Genomic DNA, 20,018 nt, shown 5'->3' with positions numbered 1-20,018 from the left:
CAGGCAAGGCGTGAGCCGGATGAGGCATCCAGTTCACCGTGACGACACCGGGAGTCCGCTGTGCGCTGGAGAAAACTGCTCGTCCCCGTGACCTCTCTTCTGCTCCTGCTGACGGCTTCCGCCGGGGCGGGAGCGGCAACGGCGTCCACCGGTTCCCCCGCCGGTGCCGTCGCCGAGGCGGCCGTGGCCGACTACGGCACGCCCGGCCCCTACGCCACCGCGGTGGAGGTCGGGGTGGTGACGACCCTGTACTACCCGCGTGACATCGCGACCAGCGACCGCCGCCACCCCGTGATCGTGTGGGGAAACGGCACCTTCGCCTTCCCGGTCGTCTACCGCGACCTGTTGCTCCACTGGGCCAGCCAGGGCTTCATCGTCGCCGCCGCCAACACCCCGCAGTCCAACCCCGGCATCTCCATGAGGGCCGGGATCGACCTGCTCACCCGTCGCAACGCCGACCAGGGCAGTCCCTTTCACGACCGTGTCGACCTGGAGCACATCGGCGCCTCCGGCCACTCGCAGGGCGGCGCCGCCGCCATCGTCGTCGGCGCGGACCCGCGCATCGATGCCATCCTGCCCATCCAGCCCGGTCCGCTCGCCGACATCGACGACGTGCACGTGCCCGCGCTCCTTCTGGCCGGGCAGAAGGACAGCATCGTCTTCCCCTTCCTGGTCAAGGCCTTCTACAACGACGCCGACCACATACCGGCCATCTACGGGGAACTGCGCGGCGCCGATCACTTCACGGTCGTGGGCGACCCCGGCCCGTTCGCCGCGCCCACCACCGCCTGGTTCAAGGCGCACCTGATGGGGGACCAGACGGCGCGGGCACAGTTCTTCGGGGCCGACTGCGGGATCTGCACCGACAGCGGCACCTGGTCCGACGTCCGCCGCAACGGCCTCGCCAGCCGGTGACCCGTTCCCGCAGAACCCTTCCGCCGTGACCGGCGGCCGTCCCGATCCACGCCGCCCGCCCCCGACGCTCCCGCGACCAGGGGCGGACGGCTCCTGTCCGCACATGGAAGGACCGACATGGACCTCATCGCGACCACCCAGCAGGGCAAGGTCCGAGGCCGTTTCCACAACGGGATCGCCACCTTCCTCGGCATCCCCTACGCCGCCCCGCCCTTCGGTGCCCGCCGCTTCCGCGCGCCCGCCCCGGCCGAGTCCTGGGAAGGGGTGCGAGACGCTCTGGAGTACGGGCCGACCGCCCCCAAACGCCCCTACCGCCCGCCCCTGGACCGGCTGATACCCGATCCGAGCATCGCCGGGGACGACTGTCTCAACCTCAACGTCTGGACCCCGTCCGTCGGCGAGGGCCGGCTGCCCGTCATGGTCTGGATCCACGGGGGTTCCCTGCGCAACGGCTCGGCGAGCCTGCCGCTCTACGACGGGGGCGCGTTCGCGCGCGACGGGGTGGTCCTCGTCTCCGTCAACTACCGGCTCGGCGTCGAGGGGTTCGGAGTCTTCCCCGACGCCCCCGTCAACCGGGGCCTCCTCGACCAGATCGCAGCCCTGACCTGGGTCCGCGACAACATCTGCGCCTTCGGCGGAGATCCGGCGAACGTCACCGTGTGCGGGGAGTCCGCTGGTGCGATCAGTGTCGCGGCCCTCATGACCAGCCCCGGCGCGGCCGGGCTGTTCAACCGGGCGATCCTGCAGAGCGGACCGCCGCACACGGTGACGCGCCGCGAGGCCGCGAAGACCGTACGGTCGATGGCGAAGCGACTGCGGATCCCGGCCACCGCCGAGGCGTTCGCAGCGGTGGACCGGGAACGGCTGCTGGACGCGCAGGCCGCCGTCGTCGACCGGTCCGACCCCATCGGCGGCGGTCCCGGCTTCCACATCGTGGCCGACGGCGACGTGGTGCCCGCCGCCCCGCCCCTTCCCGAGGCCGACCTGCTGCTGGGCTGCAACCGGGAGGAGTACCGGCTCTGGTTCGTACCCGGCGGAACGGTGGACCGGATCAGCCGGCTCACCCTGCGGCTGGCACTGCTGAAGATCCGTGTCCCGCACCGCGTGGCACGCCTGTACCGAGCCACCCGGCCGCACGCCCGGCCCGGTGAGATCCTGGGAGAGATGGCCACCGACCTGCTGCTGCGGGGGCCGCTCAACCGCCTCGCCGACTCCCGCCCCGACCGCACCTTCGTCTACGAATTCCGCTGGCGCTCGCCCGTGATGGGACTCGGCGCGTGCCACGCGCTGGAACTCGGCTTCGTCTTCGACAACCTGCGCGCCGCCGAGGACCTGACCGGGCCCGGCGCGCCCCAGCCACTGGCCGACGCCATGCACCGGGCCTGGGTCGCCTTCGCCACTACCGGACAGCCGGGCTGGTCCGGCTGGAACGAGGACCGGCCCGTCATGGTCTTCGACCACCCCGGCGCGGGCCAGGTCCTCGCACCCCGGCACGAAGAACTCAGCGCCTGGCTCTGACAGGGGACGGGCCGGGCGCCCGCCGGAGCGGGCCGCGGTTCATCCGCTGTCCGCCGCTCCCGTGGATCACTGCTCTCCGGTGACCCCGTGGCGGTCCGCGGGCCCGGCCAGCTCCCTGGCGACGAGCGCCGCCTGGAGCAGCCGCGCCTGCGCGGGAACCGCGAGGTCCAGGCCCGTCAGCGCGCCCACCCGCCGCAACCGGTAGTCCAGGGTGTTGCGGTGGACGCACAGCTCCAGGGCCGTCCGGCGGCGGTTGTGCCCCCGCTCCACGAACACGCGCAGCGTCTCAAGCAGGTACGGATGCTCCTCCAGGGGGTCGAGCTTGGCCGCCAGCCGCACCAGGCCGTCCCCGGGGCGCGCGAGCTGGTGCTCCAGCAGCACGTCGTCGAGGCGGTAGCACCCGGGCGGGCGTCCCAGACGCCGGACGAGATCCAGCACGCGAACGGCCTCCCGCGCCGCCGGAGGCACGGCCGCCGGAACGCGGGCGCGGGCGGCAGCGCCGCGCACGGGCTGCCCCACGTCCTTCTCCAGCCGGGCCACCAGGCCCGGCACGTCAGCCCCGCCCGGCAGCAGCGCGATCCGGGCGACATGGTCCATCAGCACAGGGATCCCGGTGAAGGCGTCGAGCGAGGACTGCACCAACCTGCTCGGCGGATCGGACTCGAACGCCAGGGCAACCACCTCGTACTCACCCGCCACCGCCACCCGCGCCACGCCCGCCAGCTCCTCGTACGGCTGTCCGGCCAGCAGGGCGCCGAGCAGGGCCCGCCGTGCGCGCCTGTCCTCGCTGTGGACGTCCTCCTGGGCATTCTGGTGGGCGAGGACGACCGCGGGCAGCGCGGTGTGCAGGCAGGCGAGCAGCGCGCCGCCCGCCCCGGCCAGCTCGCCGGGCTCCGCGACCTCGGTCAGCGTCTGCCACCACACCTCGGCGCCGATCAGATACGCGGCGATCACCGCCTCCAGAGGCACGCGCTCCTCCGCCCGGCGCGCCGACCACTCGATGAGCCGCGTCAGATCGCCCGGCCCTATCGGGCCCCCGCCGCCCTCGCGCAGCGCCCTGAGGAACAGCGCGTGCACCGCCGCGACGGACCGCGCCACCTCGCCCTGGAGGGTGGCGGGGGGCAGCGCCCCGTAGAACGGCGCCTCCGCCGCGCAGCGCGCGACCACGACGGCCGTGAGGCCACCGGCCCGTGCGGCCATCCGGGCGTGCAGGTCCGACATCGGCGCATCGTCACACCGCCCCGCCCGTGCCGTCAACCGGAGCCCGGTATCCGGCAGCACGGGCTGCGCGCCGGGCGTGTCCCCGCACCGCGCCCGTGGCGGTGGCGGGGTGCCGCCACGGCCGGCGGTCCGCACACCGTGCGGCGCCGGGGAGGGTGGTTCGCGGTGGCCGGCGGGGCCGGTACGTCGTGGGGCGGGCGCCGGAACTGCGTCCGGGGCGTGGAGGCGGGCGAACCGCCCGCCGTGCGGAACGCCCCCGCTCAGCCATCGGCGTACGCCTGACGGTCGTGGCTGTTCGGGCGGGCTGCGCAGTACGTCAGCCCTCGATCAGGAACACATCAGCACGCGCTGTTTCTATCGGGTGGCACAGCGGGCGGTGCGGGATGCGCACCCCCGCTTCTACCCGAAGGGGCGGAACGGAGATGGCCGATTCCCTGCACGCAGGTGGACGTTTGAGCGGACTGTCGGGAGCCGAGCGGCGCGAGGCGCTGGAAGAGATCGTCGTCACGCAGTTCAAGGAGGCCCTGCTGATGGGGGCGGACGAGGAACTGGAGTGGGACACGAGCTTCTTCGACCTGGGCCTCACCTCGCTCCGGCTCAACCTGCTGAGGCAGCAGCTGGAGAAGCTGCTGGGGACGGCCATCGACGCGACCGCGCTGTTCAACCAGCCGACGGTCGATCAGCTCGTGGATCACCTGACCGAGTCAACCGGCCAGGACAACGACAGGAGGCACACGGATGCGGTGTGAGTCCGAAGCGGCGGCCGTCGGGAACACCGTCGAGAGCCTGCTGCGCGAGAAGTACGAGCCGATCGCCATCGTCGGAGTGGGACTGCGGTTTCCCGGCGGGAGCGAGTCGCCCGAACAGTTCGACGCTTTCCTGAGGGAAGGGCGGTCGGGAATCCGCCCGCTTCCCGAGGACCGCTGGGACACCTCCGCCTTCTCCCCCGCGAACCCCGAGGAGAAGGGCAAGATCCAGACGGCGGGCGGGGGGTTCCTCGACCGGATCGACCTGTTCGACGCGCCCTTCTTCAACATCTCGCCCAAGGAGGCGCAGTACATCGACCCCCAGCAGCGCCTCGTCCTGGAGACGGCCTGGCACGCGCTGGAGAACGCCAACATCGATCCCACCCCGCTCCGCCGCGGAAACGGAGGGGTGTACATAGGGGCGAGCTCCATCGACTACGCGCTGGAGATCGACGCGCTGCCCTACGAGGACCTGGACGGCCACCTCGCGTCCGGCATCACGATGTTCCCGCTGTCCGGCCGCCTCTCCTACTTCCTCGGGTGGCGCGGCCCCAGCGTCAGCGTGGACACCGCGTGCTCCTCGTCCCTGAGCGCGCTGCACATGGCGGTCCAGGCACTGCGCCGGGGCGAGTGCGGCATCGCGCTGTGCGGCGGGGTCAACGCCCTGCACCACCCCCGCATCATGGTGATGTTCTCGCACGGCCAGATGCTCGCCCCGGACGGACAGTGTAAGACCTTCGACGACGCGGCCGACGGCTACGTACGGGCCGAGGGATGCGGAATGGTGGTGCTCAAGCGGCTGTGCGACGCCGAGCGCGACGGTGACCGGGTACTCGCCCTGGTCCGGGGCACCGCGATCGGGCAGGACGGCGACAGCGCCGGGCTGACCGTGCCCCATGGCCCCGCCCAGGAGCTGGTGATCCGCAGAGCCCTGGAGGCGGCACGCCTGGAACCCCACGACATTCAGTACGTGGAGGCACACGGCACCGGAACCCCGATCGGCGACCCCATCGAACTGGGTGCCATCAACGATGTCTTCAGCCGGTCCCACACGCCCGAACAGCCCCTGCTCGTCGGTTCGGCGAAGACCAACCTCGGGCACATGGAACCCGCGTCCGGCATCGTGGGCGTGATCAAGACCGTACTGCAGCTCCGCTCCGGCACGGTGTACCCGCACCTGAACCTGAACACCCCCTCCACCCGCATTCCCTGGGATACCTATCCGGTCCGGATTCCCACCGAGTGCACCCCGTGGCCCGGCGAGGTCCGCCGCGCGGTGGTGAACAGCTTCGGCTTCGCGGGCACCATCGCGGCCGCCGTCCTGGAACAGGCGCCCCCGACGCCCTCCGCGCCAGAGCGGGACGAGGACGTGAAACCCGCTGCCCCCGTGAAGGCCGGGGACCAGAGGACGGCCGTCTTGGAGAGGGCCGCGGCCGACAAGCCCGCGGTGATCTTCACGGTGTCGGGCAAGAGCGCCGCGGCGCTGCGGGAACAACTGGTGCGGTACCTGGACTTCCTGGCAGACCGTCCGGACACCGACATCGCACGCCTCTGCCACACGACGAACGTGGGCCGGGCGCATTTCTCCCATCGCTTCTCCGCCGTGGTCCGGGACCTGGACGGGCTGAAGTCGGCGCTGGAGAAGCGGCTCTCCGGCGACGCGCCCCCCGCGGCGGCCAGGGCGCGCAAGACCGCCTTTCTCTTCTGCGGGCAGGGCAGCCAGTACAACGGCATGGGCGCGGACCTCTACCGGCGTTTCCCGGTCTTCCGTGACTGCGTGGACGAGTGCGACCGGATACTCGCGTCGAAGCTGGCGGTCTCCGTGCGCGATCTGCTCCTTGGGACCTGCGAGGACGACGAGCTGATCCACCGCACCGAGTACACCCAGCCGGCCCTGTTCACCCTGGAGTACGCGCTGGCCAGGCTGTGGATGTCATGGGGCATACGGCCCACCGTGCTCATCGGGCACAGCATCGGCGAGGTCGTCGCGGCAGCCGTTGCCGGGCTGCTGACCCTCCCCGACGCACTGACGCTGGTGGCCGCACGGGCCCGGCTGATGCAGTCGGTGCGTGAGCCCGGCTCCATGGCGGCCGTGTACGCCTCGGCCGAGGAGGTCACACCGCTGCTCACGGGCTCACCGGACCTCTCCCTGGCCGCGGTGAACGCCCCGGAGCAGTGCGTCGTGTCCGGGGCCGTCGAACCGCTGGACAAGCTGGTCGGACAACTGCGTGAGCGCGGCCTGAGGGTCGAACCGCTCTCCGTGTCGCACGCCTTCCACTCCTCGCTGATGCACGAGGTGTTCGACAGGTTCCGGGCGGAACTCGACGGCATCACCTTCCACGAACCGTCCATCCCGCTGATCTCCAACGTCACCGGCAAGGTCGCCACGTACGGCGAGATCGGGACGCCGGAGTACTGGGTGGCCCACATTGGACGGCCCGTTCTCTTCATGGACGGCGTCCAGGCCATCGAGAAGCGCGGCAAGCACACCTTTGTCGAGCTGGGCCCGTCGGCGGCGCTGACCGCTCTCGCCAGACAGTGCCTCCCCGCGTCGGACCACCACTGGGTGGCCAGCCTGCGCCGACGGGAACGGGGCGAGGACGCCGTGCTCCGGGCCCTGGCCGACCTCTACACCGCCGGCAGCCCGGTGGACTGGCCCGGCGTGCACACCGGACGGGAACTGTCCCGCGTCGTGCTCCCCTGCTACGCGTTCCAGCGCAAGCGGTACTGGCTGCCCGTCGACGGCGCCGACGTCCGGGCCCGTGGCCTGCGAAACCGGGGCCCGGCCACGCACCCGCTGCTCGGCCGCGAACCGGCGGGCGGCACGGGACCTGAGGAAGCCGCCGACCCGGTACGGGAGTTCACGACGGTCCTGGCGGCGGAGAACCCGGCGTACCTGGCCGGTCACCCCGGGCCCGACGGGGTGGCGACGCTCCCGGCCGCCGCCTACGTCGAGCTGCTCCTCGCCGCGCAGGACGCGGTGTATGGGCACACGCAAGGAGCGGTCCTCGACCTGGTCCTGCACAGGCCGCTGGCGCTGCCCGAGGGAGCGGTGGTGGAGGTGCGCACCCGGTTGCGGCCGAAGCCGGACGGCGGCACCGACGTGGAAGTGGTCAGCGGGGCGGCGGACGACGAGATCCGGCACGCCACCGCCACACTCGACGCACGGCCGGTGCACACCGGTCCCGCCTCCGGTCTGGACCGCCTCGCGGAGAACCCCGGCGAGCTGGTCGAGCGGGCGGGCCCGGCCGACATCTACACCGACTTCGCCTCGGTGGGCCGGAACTACGGCGAGGGCTTCCGCGCCCTTGAGGAGGTGGCGAAGCACCAGAACGGGCTGGTCAGCGCCTCAGTGACGGTACGTCCGGCACAACTCGGGGAGTACGTGCCCGTGGAGGCGCTCGAGTGCGCGCTCCAGGCGGTGACCGCGCTCGACGCGTACAGCCCGGCGTTCACCCCCGCCGGATTCGGTGGCGTACGGCTGTACAAGAAGCCGCGAGGCCGCCGCTTGCGTGTGGTGGTGCGGTCCGTGGCGCAGGACCCGACCGCGCGCACGGCGGATCTGCTGCTCCTGGAGGGAGAGCTGCCCGTCCTCGAACTCACCGGTGTGCGTCTGCTGCCCGCTCCCGTCGACGCGGACGGTGAACGGCCCGTCGTCCCCGCACCGTTCCTGCACCGGTCGGCCTGGCTGCGCAGGAGCCTCCCGGCCGACGCCCACCGCGCCCGCCGTCACGTCCTCGTCCTCGGTGACCGCCGCGGCTGGCTGGCCGCCGCGGGGGAACGCGCCGACGGACTCGGTGTGCGGCTGACCTTCCTCGCGTCCGTCGCGGAACTGACCGCCGCGCTCGAAGACGCCTCGGTCAGCGACGTGTGCTGGCTGTGGAACCCGGACGACGCGGAGATGTCCGCCGACCGGCTGCGCACGGAGTGCGAGCGCAACTACCGCGAGCTGCTCGCCGTGACCCGGGCCCTGTCGGACACCGACCCGGCGAGGCCGCCCCGTCTGTGGCTGGTCACCGAACGGGGCCAGTGGCTGCCGGGAGACCAGCCCGGTACCGGCGAACAGCTGGCGGCGTCGACGCTCTGGGGCTTCGGCCACGTGCTGCTCAACGAGTACCCGCAGCACCGTGCCACCCTCATCGACGTGGCGCGCGGCACCGGCCCGGACGTGCTGCTGGACGAATGGCAGGCGGGGAACAGCGGGGAGTACCAGGTGGCCTACCGCGGCGAGCGGCGCCATGTGCGCCGCCTGCTGGCGGACGAGCGCACCCCGGCCTGGGAGGGGGGCTTCGAGGTCCACACCGACGGTCCGGGCACCGCGCGCGACGGCTCCCCCGTCCCCGAGAGGGACCACCCCCGCCTGGTGCCCGCCCAGGACGTCGCCCCCGTGGGCGACGAGATCCAGGTGCTGGTCCGGACGGTGCCGCTGACCGCCGACGACCTGACCGGGTCCGGGGTCCTCGGCGCCGAGTGCACCGGCACGGTTCTGTCCGCCGGGGAGCGGGCCGGGTTCTCGGCCGGCGACCGCGTCGTGGTGCGCCACCGGGGCACCCTGCGGCGTACCGTCACCGTGCCCTCGGCCGCGGCCGAGCCCGAGAGCGCCGGTCCGGGCGCCGGATCCGGGCAGGAGGCCGGCGTCCCCGCCGACGTCTACGGAATCGACGAGCTGGCCGAGGCGCTCGCCGTCGCACGTCACCGTACGGCCGTGGTGTCCCTGGCACCCGCGCCGGACCCCCGGGGCTCCGCCCCGCTCGTCGTACGCCCCGACCGCAGCTATCTGGTGTCCGGCGGCGTCGGCGGGCTCGGGCTCGTCACGGCGGAGAAGCTCGTGGCCATGGGAGCACGGCACCTGGTGCTGGTCAGCCGCAGCGGCCGGCCGACTCCGGAGGCCGCCGGGCTGCTGGCGGCTCTCTCGGAGCGGGCCGAGGTGCGCGTGGTCAAGGCCGACGTGGGCTCCGCCGAGGACATGGCGGGTCTCGTGGGCGAGCTACGGGGCGCCGCAGTGCCGCTGGGCGGCATCGTGCACGCGGCCGGTGCCGCGGGAAAGTCCCTGATCGGCGCCCTGACCTGGGAGGCCATCGACGATCAGCTGCGCGCCCAGGCGTACGGCGGCTGGCTGCTGCACGAGCTGAGCCTGGACGTCCCCGGCCTCGACTTCTTCCTCGTGCACTCCTCCATCGCCGCCGTGCTCGGAGGGGCGACCCAGGGCCACTACGCGGCTTCCTTCGCCTTCCTGGACGGCCTGGTGGCCTGGCGCGCCCGGCAGGGGCTGCCCGCCCTCGCGGTGAACTGGGGCGCGTGGGCCAGGGTCGGCATGTCGGCCCGGCTGGACGAGAACCTCGGCCGGGAGCTCCAGCGCAGCGGGGTGCGGTACTTCTCCCCGGTCCGGGCCCTGCGCACGCTGGAACGGCTGTCAGCCGTTCCCTCCGGGCAGCGGGTGGCCGGTGAGTTCGACTGGGCGGCCCACGTCGCGCCGAGCCTGCTCGACAACGCCCTCTACTCCCGCCTCGTCGGCGCCCGCACCAGGGACGAGAACGGCTTCGACACGGGCGCCCTGCTGGCACTGCCGGACGGGGAGCGCAGGGCGGCCGTCGGCCGGATCGTGCTCCAGAACCTGGCGGCGGTGCTCCAGGCCGAGGACCCCGAGGAGGTGGACTTCCACGCGGAGTTCGTCTCCCTGGGCCTCGACTCCCTGATGGCGCTCGGCCTCCGCACGTCCCTGGAGTCGGTCTTCCGCATCGCGTTGCCCGCGACCCTCACGTTCGACCACCCCTCGGCCCATGACCTGACCGAGTTCCTCGACGGCAGGCTCACCGCTGCCCCGGCAACCGCATAGCCCCGTGCGCCCGTGCCCCGCCGGGGCACGGGCGCGGAGCCCCAGGACCGACGAGTCTTCGGAGGAGAGAGAGTGAGCGCAACCAAGGAGTGGACGCTGGCCTCCACGTCCCGGACGCACTCCCGTGACCGCGCGGAGCACACCGCGATTCTGTGCGAGGAACGACGGCTCACCTACGCGCAGCTGCACCGGGCGAGCAACCGGGTGGCGCACGCGCTGCGCGCGGCGGGCGTGGGCCGTGGCACCCGGGTGGCCTACCTCGGCCGTGAGTCGGAGTACTACTACACCGCCGTTCTCGGCTGCGCCAAGGCCGGAGCCGTTCTGGTGCCGGTCAACTGGCGGCTCACCGCCGGGGAGGTCGACCACGTACTGCGCGACTCCCAGGCGGAACTCCTCTTCGTGGACACGGAGTTCATGCAGACGGCACAGTCCGCCCGGTCCGGGCTGCCCGGACCGCTGACCCTGGTCACCGTCGACCGGCCGGGTGCTGACGATCCGGGGGCTGGCCTGCGGCAGTGGTGGGCGAACGCCCCCGAGACCGATCCCGGCATCGACGTGGGACCGGACGACGCCGTGGTGCAGATCTACACCAGCGGCACCACGGGCAGGCCCAAGGGCGCGGTGGTCGCGCACCGGAGCTTCTTCACGCTGCCCGCGGAGTTCGCGGCCGCGGGAGTGGAGTGGATCGACTGGCTCCCCGACGACGTCAGCCTCATCTCGCTGCCCGGTCTGGGAACCGCGGGCATCGGCTGGTTCATGCACGGGTTCAACGCGGGGCTGACCAACGTGGTGATGCGCGCGTTCATCCCTCAGGAGGCGGTGCGCCTCATCCGCGAACACGGCGTGACCACCACCTTCGCGGCGCCCGCCATGCTCCAGATGATGCTTGAGGAGGACACCGCGGACGTGGCCGCGTTCTCCTCCCTGCGGAAGATCGCCTACGGCGGGGCGCCGATCAGCGAGAAGCTGCTCACGCGCTGCATGGAGGTGTTCCGCTGCGAGTTCGCGCAGATCTACGCCAGCACCGAGACCGCCAGCGTGGCGGTGTGCCTGCCCCCGGCCGAGCACAGGCCCGGCAGCCCCCTGCTGCGTTCGGCCGGACTGGTCTGTCCCGGCAACGAGCTGAAGATCGTTGACGAGGCGGGCGCGGACCTGCCGCCCGGCCGGATCGGCCAGGTCTGCGTCCGCACCCCGGCCGCCATGCTCGGTTACTGGAACCTGCCGGAAGCCTCCCGGCGGACCCTCGTCGACGGGTGGCTGCTGATGGGCGACGCGGGCTACCTGGACGAGTCGGGACATCTGTTCCTGTGCGACCGGATCAACGACACGATCATCGTCGCCGGGCAGAACATCTACCCGGCCGAGGTCGAGCAGCAGCTCGCGGAGCACCCCGCCGTGGCCGACTCGGCCGTCGTCGGCATGCCGCATCCGCAGTGGGGGGAAGCCGTGCACGCCTGCGTCGTGACACGGGGGGACGCCCAGGTCACCCCGCGCGAACTCCTGCTGTTCCTGCGCGGCCGACTGGCCGACTACAAGATTCCCGTCGCCTTTCACCTCGTCGACGAGCTGGAGCGCAACCCAGCGGGCAAGATCCTGCGCCGGGCCGTCAGGGAGAAGCTGCACGGGGCCTTCGCCCGGACCGGCGACGGCCGGCCGGCACTGACCGCGACCTCCTGAACCCGATCGGAGAGTTCCATGACCGACGACCCCCGTCCCGGGGCGCCGAGAGTCGGAGTCCTGCTGCCCACCCGGGAGCACGCCCTCGCGGGCGACTTCGCCGCGGCCCCGCTGCTGGAGTTCGCACGCCAGGCGGAACAGCTCGGTTTCGACTCCGTGTGGGCGGGTGACTCGCTGACCGCCCGGCCCCGCCTCGACCCGCTCGTCCTGCTGTCCGCGGTCGGCGCGGTGACCAGCGAGGTGACCCTCGGCACCGCCGCGCTCACGGCCGCGCTGCGCCCCCCGCTGGCCGGTGCCAGCACGATCGCCGCGCTCGACCAGGTGTGCCACTCCCGGCTGGTCCTCGGGCTGGGCGCGGGTTTTCCCATACCCGAGTCCGAGGCGGAGTTCGCCGCCGCCGGTGTCCCCTTCGAAGGCCGGGTCGGACGACTCGACGAGACGGCGGCGCTGTGGCGCACCGCCTGGCGCAGCACCCACGAGGGCGCGGCGACCGGCTTCGAGGGGCGCCGCTGGCGGATCGAGGGCCTCGACCGGCTGCCGGCGCCGCACCGCCAGGGAGGGCCGCCCCTGTGGCTGGCGAGCTCCGACACACCCCGTGTACTGGAACGGGTGGCCCGGCTGTACGACGGCTGGCTGCCGTTCCTGCCCTCCGCCGAGGCCTACGGGCGCGCCCGCAGGCGGATCGGGGAACTGGCCGTGGCGGCCGGCCGGACCGCGGACGCGGTGACCCCGGCGCTGTACGCCACCCTCACGGTCGACGCCGACCGCGAACGCGCCCGCCGCGAGCTGGACCACTACCTCCGGCAGTACTACGGCCGGACGCTGGAGCAGATGTCCCCGTTGCAGGCGTACGCGTGGGGCAGCGCCGAGGAGTGCGTGGAGTGGCTCGCGGAGTACGTCCGGGCCGGTGCCCGGCACGTGATCCTGCGGGTGGGCTCCCTGCGTTCGGCGTCCGGGCTGAAGGAGATCGCCGATCAGGTGCTGCCGATGCTGCGGGACCGATTCGACCGGTGAACCGCGCCGGTTCCAGGTATGACACTTCGTAGAGAGGGATATCGGTGAAGGAATCCATAGCCAAGAAGGTGTCCGCCCCCGGACAGTGGTTCCAGCCCAGTGAACTCGCCGCGGACGCCGAGGTCCGGCTGTTCCTCTTCCCGCACGCGGGCAGCGGGGCGATCATCTACCGCGACTGGGCGGACCTGCTTCCGTCCGACATCGGCGCCCAGGCGGTGACCCTGCCCGGCCGTCAGGAGCGCCGCGAGGAGACGGCGTACACGGAGTGGGAGCCCTTGCTGGAGGGGCTCTACGAGGCGGTGCTCGCGGAGAACGACGACAGGCCGTTCGCCTTCTTCGGGCACTGCCTGGGGGCGCAGCTCGCCTACCACCTCTCGGTCCGCATGCACGAGGACGGGGTGAGGGGACCGCTCCTGGTCGGGATGTCCGGCTGGGCGCCGGAGGGCTTCTTCAACCCCACCAAGGAGCACATCGGCATGCCGCAGGAGGAACTGGTCGGCTGGATCAAGAAGCTGGGGTCCTTCCCGGCCGAGATCTACGACAACCCGGAGATGCTCCAGATGGTCATCCCGGCGCTGCGGGCCGACTTGTCGGTGGCGGCGCAGCGGGTCGACGAGGCGGCCACGGTGCCCTGCCCGCTGGTGTCCTACGGAGGCAAGTCCGATCCCCTGATGGAGGAGGACGACGCCTTCGCCTCGTGGGTGCCGCGCAGCCCGCAGTACCTCGGGCACAGCGAGTACTCGGGCGGCCACTTCTTCATCGACAAGCACGCCCTGGCGGTCACGTCGGACTTCACCCGGCACGTGTACCGGCTGGCGGCGGCCCGCGCCTGAGATCCGTGTGGCCGGACAGCCGTGCGGTTCCGGGAGAGCTCCTCGGAACCGCACAACCGTCCACCCTCCTGATTACCTGTGACGTAATCGACAAGGAGCGGATCTTGCTGAAAGTGTGAGGTGAACCAACAGACCAGCGAAACCAGGAGGTTCCCCGTATGCCGTCCGAGGTCCGTGCCGAGGAGAAACTGAACGAGACCGCCGACCGGATCAAGCGAGAAGCGATGTTCGTCGTGTCTCGGCACGGTGGCGACGACCTGACGGTGGAGGACGTGGCGCGTCGCGCGGACATCGACCCCGCCCGGGCCAAGGAGTGCTTCGGCAGCCGTGACGCACTGCTCACCGCCCTGATCCTCGACGCCTATCACGCGATGGGCGACAGCGCCGAGAAGGGTGCGCGTCAGGCGCAGGAGAGCGGGGGGAGCCACCTGGAGAGGTGGACCGGCGTCTGCCGCGGCGTGCGCGAGTGGGCCGTGGCCAACCCCGGGCAGTTCGCACTGGTCTGGGGACCGCCGCTGAGCGGTTACGACGCCCCGATGGAGACGATGGAGGCTGGCGGGCGCACCCCCGTGGCGCTCATCGCGATCGTGCGCGAGGCGGTCGAGCAGGGGGTGCTTCAGGAGCACGCGCTGACCCCGCCGCTCAACGAGGCGATGGTGCGCAATGTCGAGATCCTCTCGTCCAGCATTTCGGCGGGACTGCCCGACATCGTCATCGCCCGGATGAACATCGCCTGGACGCAATTGCTCGGCATGAGCGGATTCGCCGTCTACGGGCACATCGCCGGAGTGGCCGCCGATCCGGTCGCTTTCTTCGAGCACGCGGCGGCGGCCATGGGGGAATACGTCGGCCTGCGGCGCTGACCGCTCCGCGATCGATGAATTTTCGCGGCAACGGATTTCTTCCTCGTTGCCGCGGGAATTCGCGTCTTTCGGGGCGGCGGTGCGAGTGAAGGTCAGTCGGGCATCAGCAGCGCGTCAGCCTGTCCGCCAATAGTGGGTGACCGAACAGCGTCTGTGTTTCCCACTCGGACAAGCGAGGTACGAAAATGCTCGATGCGCAAGAGGGCGTCCTCGACTGGCCTTTCGCCCGTACTCCCTCCGGATGCCCCGCGGAGGTTCTGGCCGATCTGCGGGAACGGCCTCCCAGTGCCATCCGTATACCGGCCGGCACGGTGGGATCCCAGCTTGCCTGGTTGGTGACCCGCTATCCCGATGTGCACCAGGCGCTCAAGGACCCGCGGCTGAGCGCCGACGAGCTCGCGCCGGGCGCCCCCGTACGGCTCCAGGTACCCCAGGAGGGCAGGCCGAGCTCGTTCCTGCGCATGGACGATCCGGAGCACAGCCGGCTGCGCGGCATGATCGTGCCGGAGTTCACCGCCCGCAAGGTGCGCGGCATGGAGCCGGCGATCCAGCGGCTCGTGGACGAACTGCTCGACGAGCTCGGCGCGTTGCCCCGGCCCGCGGATCTGCACGACGTGTTCTCCATGCGGCTGCCGACGCTCGTCATCGCCCGGCTGCTCGGCGTCCCGGACGAGGACTCGGAGTTCTTCACCGACAAGACGCGAGGAGCGCTCGCCCAGGGCGACGCCGAGGCCTCGTACGCGGCGTTCCTCGACATGTCGCGGTACCTGGAGGACATGGTCGACCGCAGTGTCCGCGCGCCGGGTGACGATCTGATCGGCCGGCTGGCCACCCGACTGGTCGCGGGGGAGATCACCCGGGACGAGATCGTGGGGATCGCGAGGCTGGTGCTCGTGGCCGGTCATGAGACCACCACCAACCAGATCGCCCTGAGCACCCTCAGCCTGCTCCAGGACCCGGAGCTGCGTGCCCGGGTCCTGGCCGACCCCGCCCGGCTGGTCCCGCGGTACATCGAGGAGTCGATGCGGTTCTGGTCGCTGTCCCAGGACGCCATCCTGCGCGTCGCTCTGGAGGACATGGACCTCGGTGGAGTCACCGTGCACAAGGGGGAGGCGGTGGTCATCTCCATACCGGCCGCCAACCACGACGAGTCGGTCTTCCCCGACGCGGGCCGCATCGACGTCCACCGGGACACGAGCCCCCACCTCCAGTGGGGTCTCGGCCCGCACTACTGCCTGGGAGCCCCGTTGGCCAGGCTGGAGATGGAGCTCGCGCTCACGTCGCTCTTCCGCCGCTTCCCCGGCCTGAAACTGGCTACCGACGACGTCAACAGCCTGTTCCGGAGGGAGACGGTCTTCCACGGGCTGACCTCGCTGCCGGTCAGCTGGTAGCGGCCTCCGACAGGAAAACGCCGGGCTTCGCCACCGGATCGCAGGTGGTGAAGCCCGGCTGTCCTCGCGCGGAATGCTGGAATCAGTGCACCGGCTGTTCCACCGCGCTGGTCTCTTCACCCTCCTCATGGCCCGTGCCCGGTGTGGCCGGAGCCGGCCTGGGCAGTGCCTGGACGAGCAGCGTGACGACGAGGGGGAACGCCACGATCACTGCGATGCTGAGGTAGAACGCCTTGGGGTAGCTGTCCAGGACCGGCGGGTTCCCGAGCGTGCCGAAGAAGACCAGGCCGACGAGCGAGACACCGAGCGCCGCTCCGCCCTCCATCGCGGTGGACAGCACGCCGGAGGCCGAGGAAGCGTGCTTCGGGTCGACGCCCGCCATAGCCGCCGCGGGCAGCGGCGCCGCGACCAGGCCCATGCCGAAACCGGCCACCAGCAGTCCGGGCGCCACCCAGCCGGCCGTGCCGTCCGTGCCGAGCTGCGCGACGATCACGCCGACCGTCCCGTATCCGACGGCCACCAGCCCGGCGCCCAGGGCGATGACCTGGTTCCCGATGCGCGCGGCGATCCTCCCCGCGAGGAAGGACGAGCCGAAGAAGCCGGCGCTCATCGTGGTGAAGAGCAGGCCCGACGCCAGGGGAGCCCAGCCGCGGCCTTCCTGCATGTAGATCGCGAACAGCAGGAAGAAGGACCCCATCGACATGAAGTACACGAAGTACGCGGTGATACCGATGGTGAATCCCCGTGAACGGAACAGCCCCGGGGCGATCAGCGGCGCCCCGCCCCGCGCGGCCAGTCGCCGCTGGTGGGTGACGAACAGGGCGACCAGCGGCACGGCCACGACCAGCGACAGCCACGCCCACAGCGGCCAGCCCTGCTCCCTGCCCTCCAGCAGCGGCAGCACCACCGCGGCGAGGCCCACCGTGGCCAGGGCGGCGCCCACCAGGTCCAGCTTGGCCCCGGCCCCGGTGCGGATGTCGGGCACGGTTCGCGGCGTCAGGGCCAGGATCACCAGGCCGATCGGGATGTTGACCAGGAAGACGCTCCGCCAGCCGAGCCCGGCGACATCGAGGGCGATCAGCACGCCGCCGATGAGCTGCCCGCACAGGCCGGACAGCCCCAGCATCAGCCCGTAGGCGCTGAAGGCACGTCCCCGCGCCTCCCCGGTGTAGCAGTGGCTCACGATGGCGAGCACCTGCGGGGCCAGCATCGCCGAGGAGAGACCCTGGACGATGCGGGCGATGATGAGGAACCAGATGTTCGGCGCGAGGCCGCAGGCCGCCGAAGAGACGGTGAAGAGCGCGAGACCGGTCAGGAACATCCGCCGGGGGCCGAAGATGTCGCCCATCCGTCCACCGGTGATGAGGCCGACGCACAAGGACGCGCCGTAACCCACCATGACGAGCTGTGTCTCGGGCGCGCTGGCGCGCAGGTCGCTCTGGATCGAGGGGATGGCCACATTGGCGATGAAGAAGTCCAGGAATGCGATGAACCCGCCGATCAGAACGATGGCTAAGGGTGCCCAGGACGGGCGATCGGCCGCGCGGCCGGCGGTCTGCGGACTGGTCATGACGTGGTTTTCCATCCTTCGTTGGGTGAACGGGACGAGGCTAGGCCCGGATCACTGACATCTACTGTCAGTGATCCGGGTACTGTTTTTCCGTGCGAGCGAGTCGGTTGGTGAGCACCCTGTTGCTCTTGCAGACGCGCGGCCGGATGACCGCGCAGGAACTGGCGGACACCCTGGAGGTTTCGGTACGCACCGTCTACCGGGACATGGAGTCGCTCAGCGCCTCCGGCATCCCGCTGTACGGCGAATCCGGACCGGACGGCGGATACCGGCTGCTGGAGGGATACCGGACCCGGCTCACCGGGCTCACCGCGGACGAGGCCGGGGCCCTGTTCCTGACCGGACTGCCCGGCGCGGCGGCCGACCTCGGCCTCGGCGCCGTGGCGGCGGAGGCGCGGCTGAAACTGTCCGCGGCACTGCCGCCCGAGCTGCGCGAGCGCGCCGAACGGTCCCGGCAGCGGATCTACGTCGACATCCCCGGCTGGTACCAGGGCTCCGAGGAGACCCCTCGGCTGGCCGAGGTGGCGAGCGCGGTGTGGGGCCAGCAGCGCGTGCGGATCCGGTACGAGCGCTGGGCCACCCCGCACGAGGTGATCAGGACCGTGGACCCCTACGGGGTGGTCCTCAAAGCCGGCCGCTGGTATCTGGTGGCCGGGTCCGCGCGCGGTGTGCGGACCTACCGGGTGTCCCGGATCAACGAACTGGAGTCCCTGACCGAGACGTTCACCCGGCCTGCCGGATTCGACCTGGCGGCCCACTGGCAGGAGTACCTGGCGACCTTCGACGCGCGCCGCTTCCTGGACGAGGCGGTGCTGCGCCTGTCGGCCGAGGCGTTCGAGGGCATCGGGCAGGTGCTCGAACCGGCGGCGGCCCGGGCCGCCGCGGAGTCGGCGGCGGAACCTGACGCGGACGGCTGGACGCAGGTGGTCGTCCCCGTCGAGTCCGCCGAACGGGCGCTCCCCGCGCTGCTGTCGCTGGGCGTGGGGGCGGAGGTGGTGGGGCCGCCGTCGCTGCGGGACAGGATGCGGCGCACGCTGGCCGAGATGCTCGCCCGGTACGAGGGCGACGGCCCGGCGCAGGAGTGAGGAGAGCCTGCCCCGGCGCTCGCCGCCGGGAGCAGGCGGACCGTCCTCGTCGTCCCGGTGTCCGATCAGTGGCTCCGGCTCCCGGGCGTGAAGCGGACGGGCAGGTTCTGCAGTCCGCGCATGACGACTCCCAGCCGCCAGGCGAGGTCCTCCCCGGCCACGTCGAGCTCCAGGTCGGGCAGCCGCCGCAGCAGGGAACTGATCGCGATCTGCCCCTCCAGGCGGGCCAGGGGGGCTCCGAGGCAGTAGTGGATGCCGTGCCCGAAGGCGACGTGCTGGTTGTCCTCGCGGGAGATGTCGAAGCCGCCCGGGTCGGCGAAGCGGGACGGGTCGCGGTTGGCGGAGGCCAGGACGACCAGCAGCGACTGGTCCGCGGGAATCACGACATTGCCGATGGTGACCGGGCTGGTCGTGAAGCGCCACGTGGCCGTCTCCACCGGCCCGTCGTAGCGCAGCATCTCCTCCACCGCCGCGGGCAGCAGCGACTCGTCCGCACGCAGTTTCGCGAGCTGGTCCGGGTTGCTCATGAGGGCGAGTGCCCCGTTGCCGATCAGGTTCACCGTGGTCTCGTGCCCCGCCACCAGCAACAGGAAGGCCATCCAGACCACTTCGTCGTCGCTGAGGGAGTCGCCGTCCTCGGCCACCGCCACCAGTGCGGAGAGCAGCCCGTCGTCCGGCTCGGTGTGCTTGCGCCGCACCAGGTCGGACATATAGGCATTCAACTGCTCGAAGGAATCCTGGAGCTGGGGCAGCAGCTCCTCATCCTCGGAGACCAGGATCGACGTCCAGCGCCGGAAGTCGTCCCGGTCGCTCACCGGCACGCCGAGCAGTTCGCAGATCACCGTGATCGGCAGCGGGAACGCCAGCGCGTCGATCAGGTCGGCACTGCCCTTCTCCACCACCTCGTCCAGCAGCGCGTCCGTGATCTCCTGGATGCGGGGCCGTAGTTCGCGTACCCGCCGGGCGGTGAAGGCCCGGACCACGAGCTTCCGCAGCCGGGTGTGGTCGGGCGGGTCGCTGTTGAGCATATGGGCCATCAGCTGGAAGTTGTCCTGGCCGCCCGCCTCCATCATGGACTTCCGCAGGCTCGCGGGGACGTTCGCCGGTGCCTTGGAGAGGTCCGGGTCGGCCAGCGCCGCGCGGGCGTCCGCGTAGCCGGTGACGAGCCAGATGTCGCCGTAGCCCGGCAGATGTACCAGGTGCGCCGGACCCGACTCCCGCAGCCGGGTGTAGAAGTCATGGGGGTTGGCCTTGAACAGCGGGTTCGTTACGTCGAACGTCACGGGGTCGTTCACTCGGTCACTCCTCGTCGCACGGGGCGCGGCCGAACCGCCAGCGGCCCGGCCGCG

Annotated in this window: 13 protein-coding genes; 10 read left to right on the top strand and 3 right to left on the bottom strand. The window is 71.6% G+C overall.

Features of this window, described 5'->3' with window-relative positions:
* The first annotated feature begins 87 nt into the window (after window positions 1-87).
* Together ACFVWY_RS12280 and ACFVWY_RS12275 are read left to right on the top strand one after the other, a co-directional pair.
* Window positions 88-915 carry an alpha/beta hydrolase family protein gene (locus ACFVWY_RS12280; RefSeq protein ID WP_389870324.1) on the top strand — a complete coding sequence of 276 codons (828 nt, stop codon included), beginning with the start codon at window positions 88-90 and terminating at the stop codon, window positions 913-915.
* A 117-nt stretch (window positions 916-1,032) separates the two neighbouring features.
* Window positions 1,033-2,433, top strand: a complete 1,401-nt coding sequence (locus tag ACFVWY_RS12275; RefSeq protein WP_389870322.1) for a carboxylesterase/lipase family protein — start codon at window positions 1,033-1,035, stop codon at window positions 2,431-2,433.
* Between the two features lie 66 nt (window positions 2,434-2,499).
* On the opposite strand, the gene ACFVWY_RS12270 is transcribed toward ACFVWY_RS12275, so the two are convergent.
* Window positions 2,500-3,654 (bottom strand): PucR family transcriptional regulator, encoded by a 1,155-nt coding sequence (locus tag ACFVWY_RS12270; RefSeq protein ID WP_389870319.1) that lies wholly within the window; start codon window positions 3,652-3,654, stop codon window positions 2,500-2,502.
* A gap of 452 nt (window positions 3,655-4,106) precedes the next feature.
* On the opposite strand from ACFVWY_RS12270, the gene ACFVWY_RS12265 reads away from it, so the two are divergent.
* The 7 genes from ACFVWY_RS12265 (at window position 4,107) to ACFVWY_RS12235 (ending at window position 16,014) form a co-directional block, all read left to right on the top strand.
* Window positions 4,107-4,403 (top strand): acyl carrier protein, encoded by a 297-nt coding sequence (locus tag ACFVWY_RS12265; protein ID WP_389870317.1) that lies wholly within the window; start codon window positions 4,107-4,109, stop codon window positions 4,401-4,403.
* Entirely contained in the window at window positions 4,393-10,236 is a 5,844-nt protein-coding gene (locus ACFVWY_RS12260) for an SDR family NAD(P)-dependent oxidoreductase (protein ID WP_389870315.1), read from the top strand. Before ACFVWY_RS12265 ends, ACFVWY_RS12260 begins: the two co-directional genes overlap by 11 nt.
* A 72-nt stretch (window positions 10,237-10,308) precedes the next feature.
* Entirely contained in the window at window positions 10,309-11,913 is a 1,605-nt protein-coding gene (locus ACFVWY_RS12255) for a fatty acid--CoA ligase (RefSeq protein WP_389870313.1), read from the top strand.
* 18 nt (window positions 11,914-11,931) lie between these two features.
* On the top strand, window positions 11,932-12,927 hold the full coding sequence (locus ACFVWY_RS12250; RefSeq protein ID WP_389870310.1) for an LLM class flavin-dependent oxidoreductase: 996 nt from the start codon (window positions 11,932-11,934) through the stop codon (window positions 12,925-12,927).
* 44 nt (window positions 12,928-12,971) lie between these two features.
* A complete protein-coding gene (locus ACFVWY_RS12245; protein WP_389870307.1) occupies window positions 12,972-13,760 on the top strand; it encodes a thioesterase II family protein in 789 nt (262 codons plus the stop codon).
* Window positions 13,761-13,918: 158 nt separating this feature from the next.
* A complete protein-coding gene (locus ACFVWY_RS12240; protein ID WP_389870305.1) occupies window positions 13,919-14,623 on the top strand; it encodes a TetR/AcrR family transcriptional regulator in 705 nt (234 codons plus the stop codon).
* Between the two features lie 311 nt (window positions 14,624-14,934).
* A complete protein-coding gene (locus ACFVWY_RS12235) occupies window positions 14,935-16,014 on the top strand; it encodes a cytochrome P450 (protein WP_389870304.1) in 1,080 nt (359 codons plus the stop codon).
* Window positions 16,015-16,096: 82 nt separating this feature from the next.
* Here ACFVWY_RS12235 and ACFVWY_RS12230 read toward each other — a convergent pair whose 3' ends face one another.
* Window positions 16,097-17,584, bottom strand: a complete 1,488-nt coding sequence (locus tag ACFVWY_RS12230; protein WP_389870301.1) for an MFS transporter — start codon at window positions 17,582-17,584, stop codon at window positions 16,097-16,099.
* 128 nt (window positions 17,585-17,712) lie between these two features.
* On the opposite strand from ACFVWY_RS12230, the gene ACFVWY_RS12225 reads away from it, so the two are divergent.
* Complete coding sequence (locus tag ACFVWY_RS12225) at window positions 17,713-18,669, top strand: helix-turn-helix transcriptional regulator (protein WP_389870298.1); 957 nt, start codon at window positions 17,713-17,715, stop codon at window positions 18,667-18,669.
* A gap of 65 nt (window positions 18,670-18,734) precedes the next feature.
* On the opposite strand, the gene ACFVWY_RS12220 is transcribed toward ACFVWY_RS12225, so the two are convergent.
* Window positions 18,735-19,964 (bottom strand): cytochrome P450, encoded by a 1,230-nt coding sequence (locus ACFVWY_RS12220; RefSeq protein ID WP_389870295.1) that lies wholly within the window; start codon window positions 19,962-19,964, stop codon window positions 18,735-18,737.
* Between the last annotated feature and the right edge of the window lie 54 nt (window positions 19,965-20,018).

This window comes from Streptomyces sp. NPDC058195, assembly GCF_042883525.1.
In the GTDB taxonomy this organism is placed as follows: Bacteria; Actinomycetota; Actinomycetes; order Streptomycetales; family Streptomycetaceae; genus Streptomyces.
Note: the sequence above shows the minus strand (reverse complement) of the source record. Positions and strands in the feature narration are given on the sequence as shown.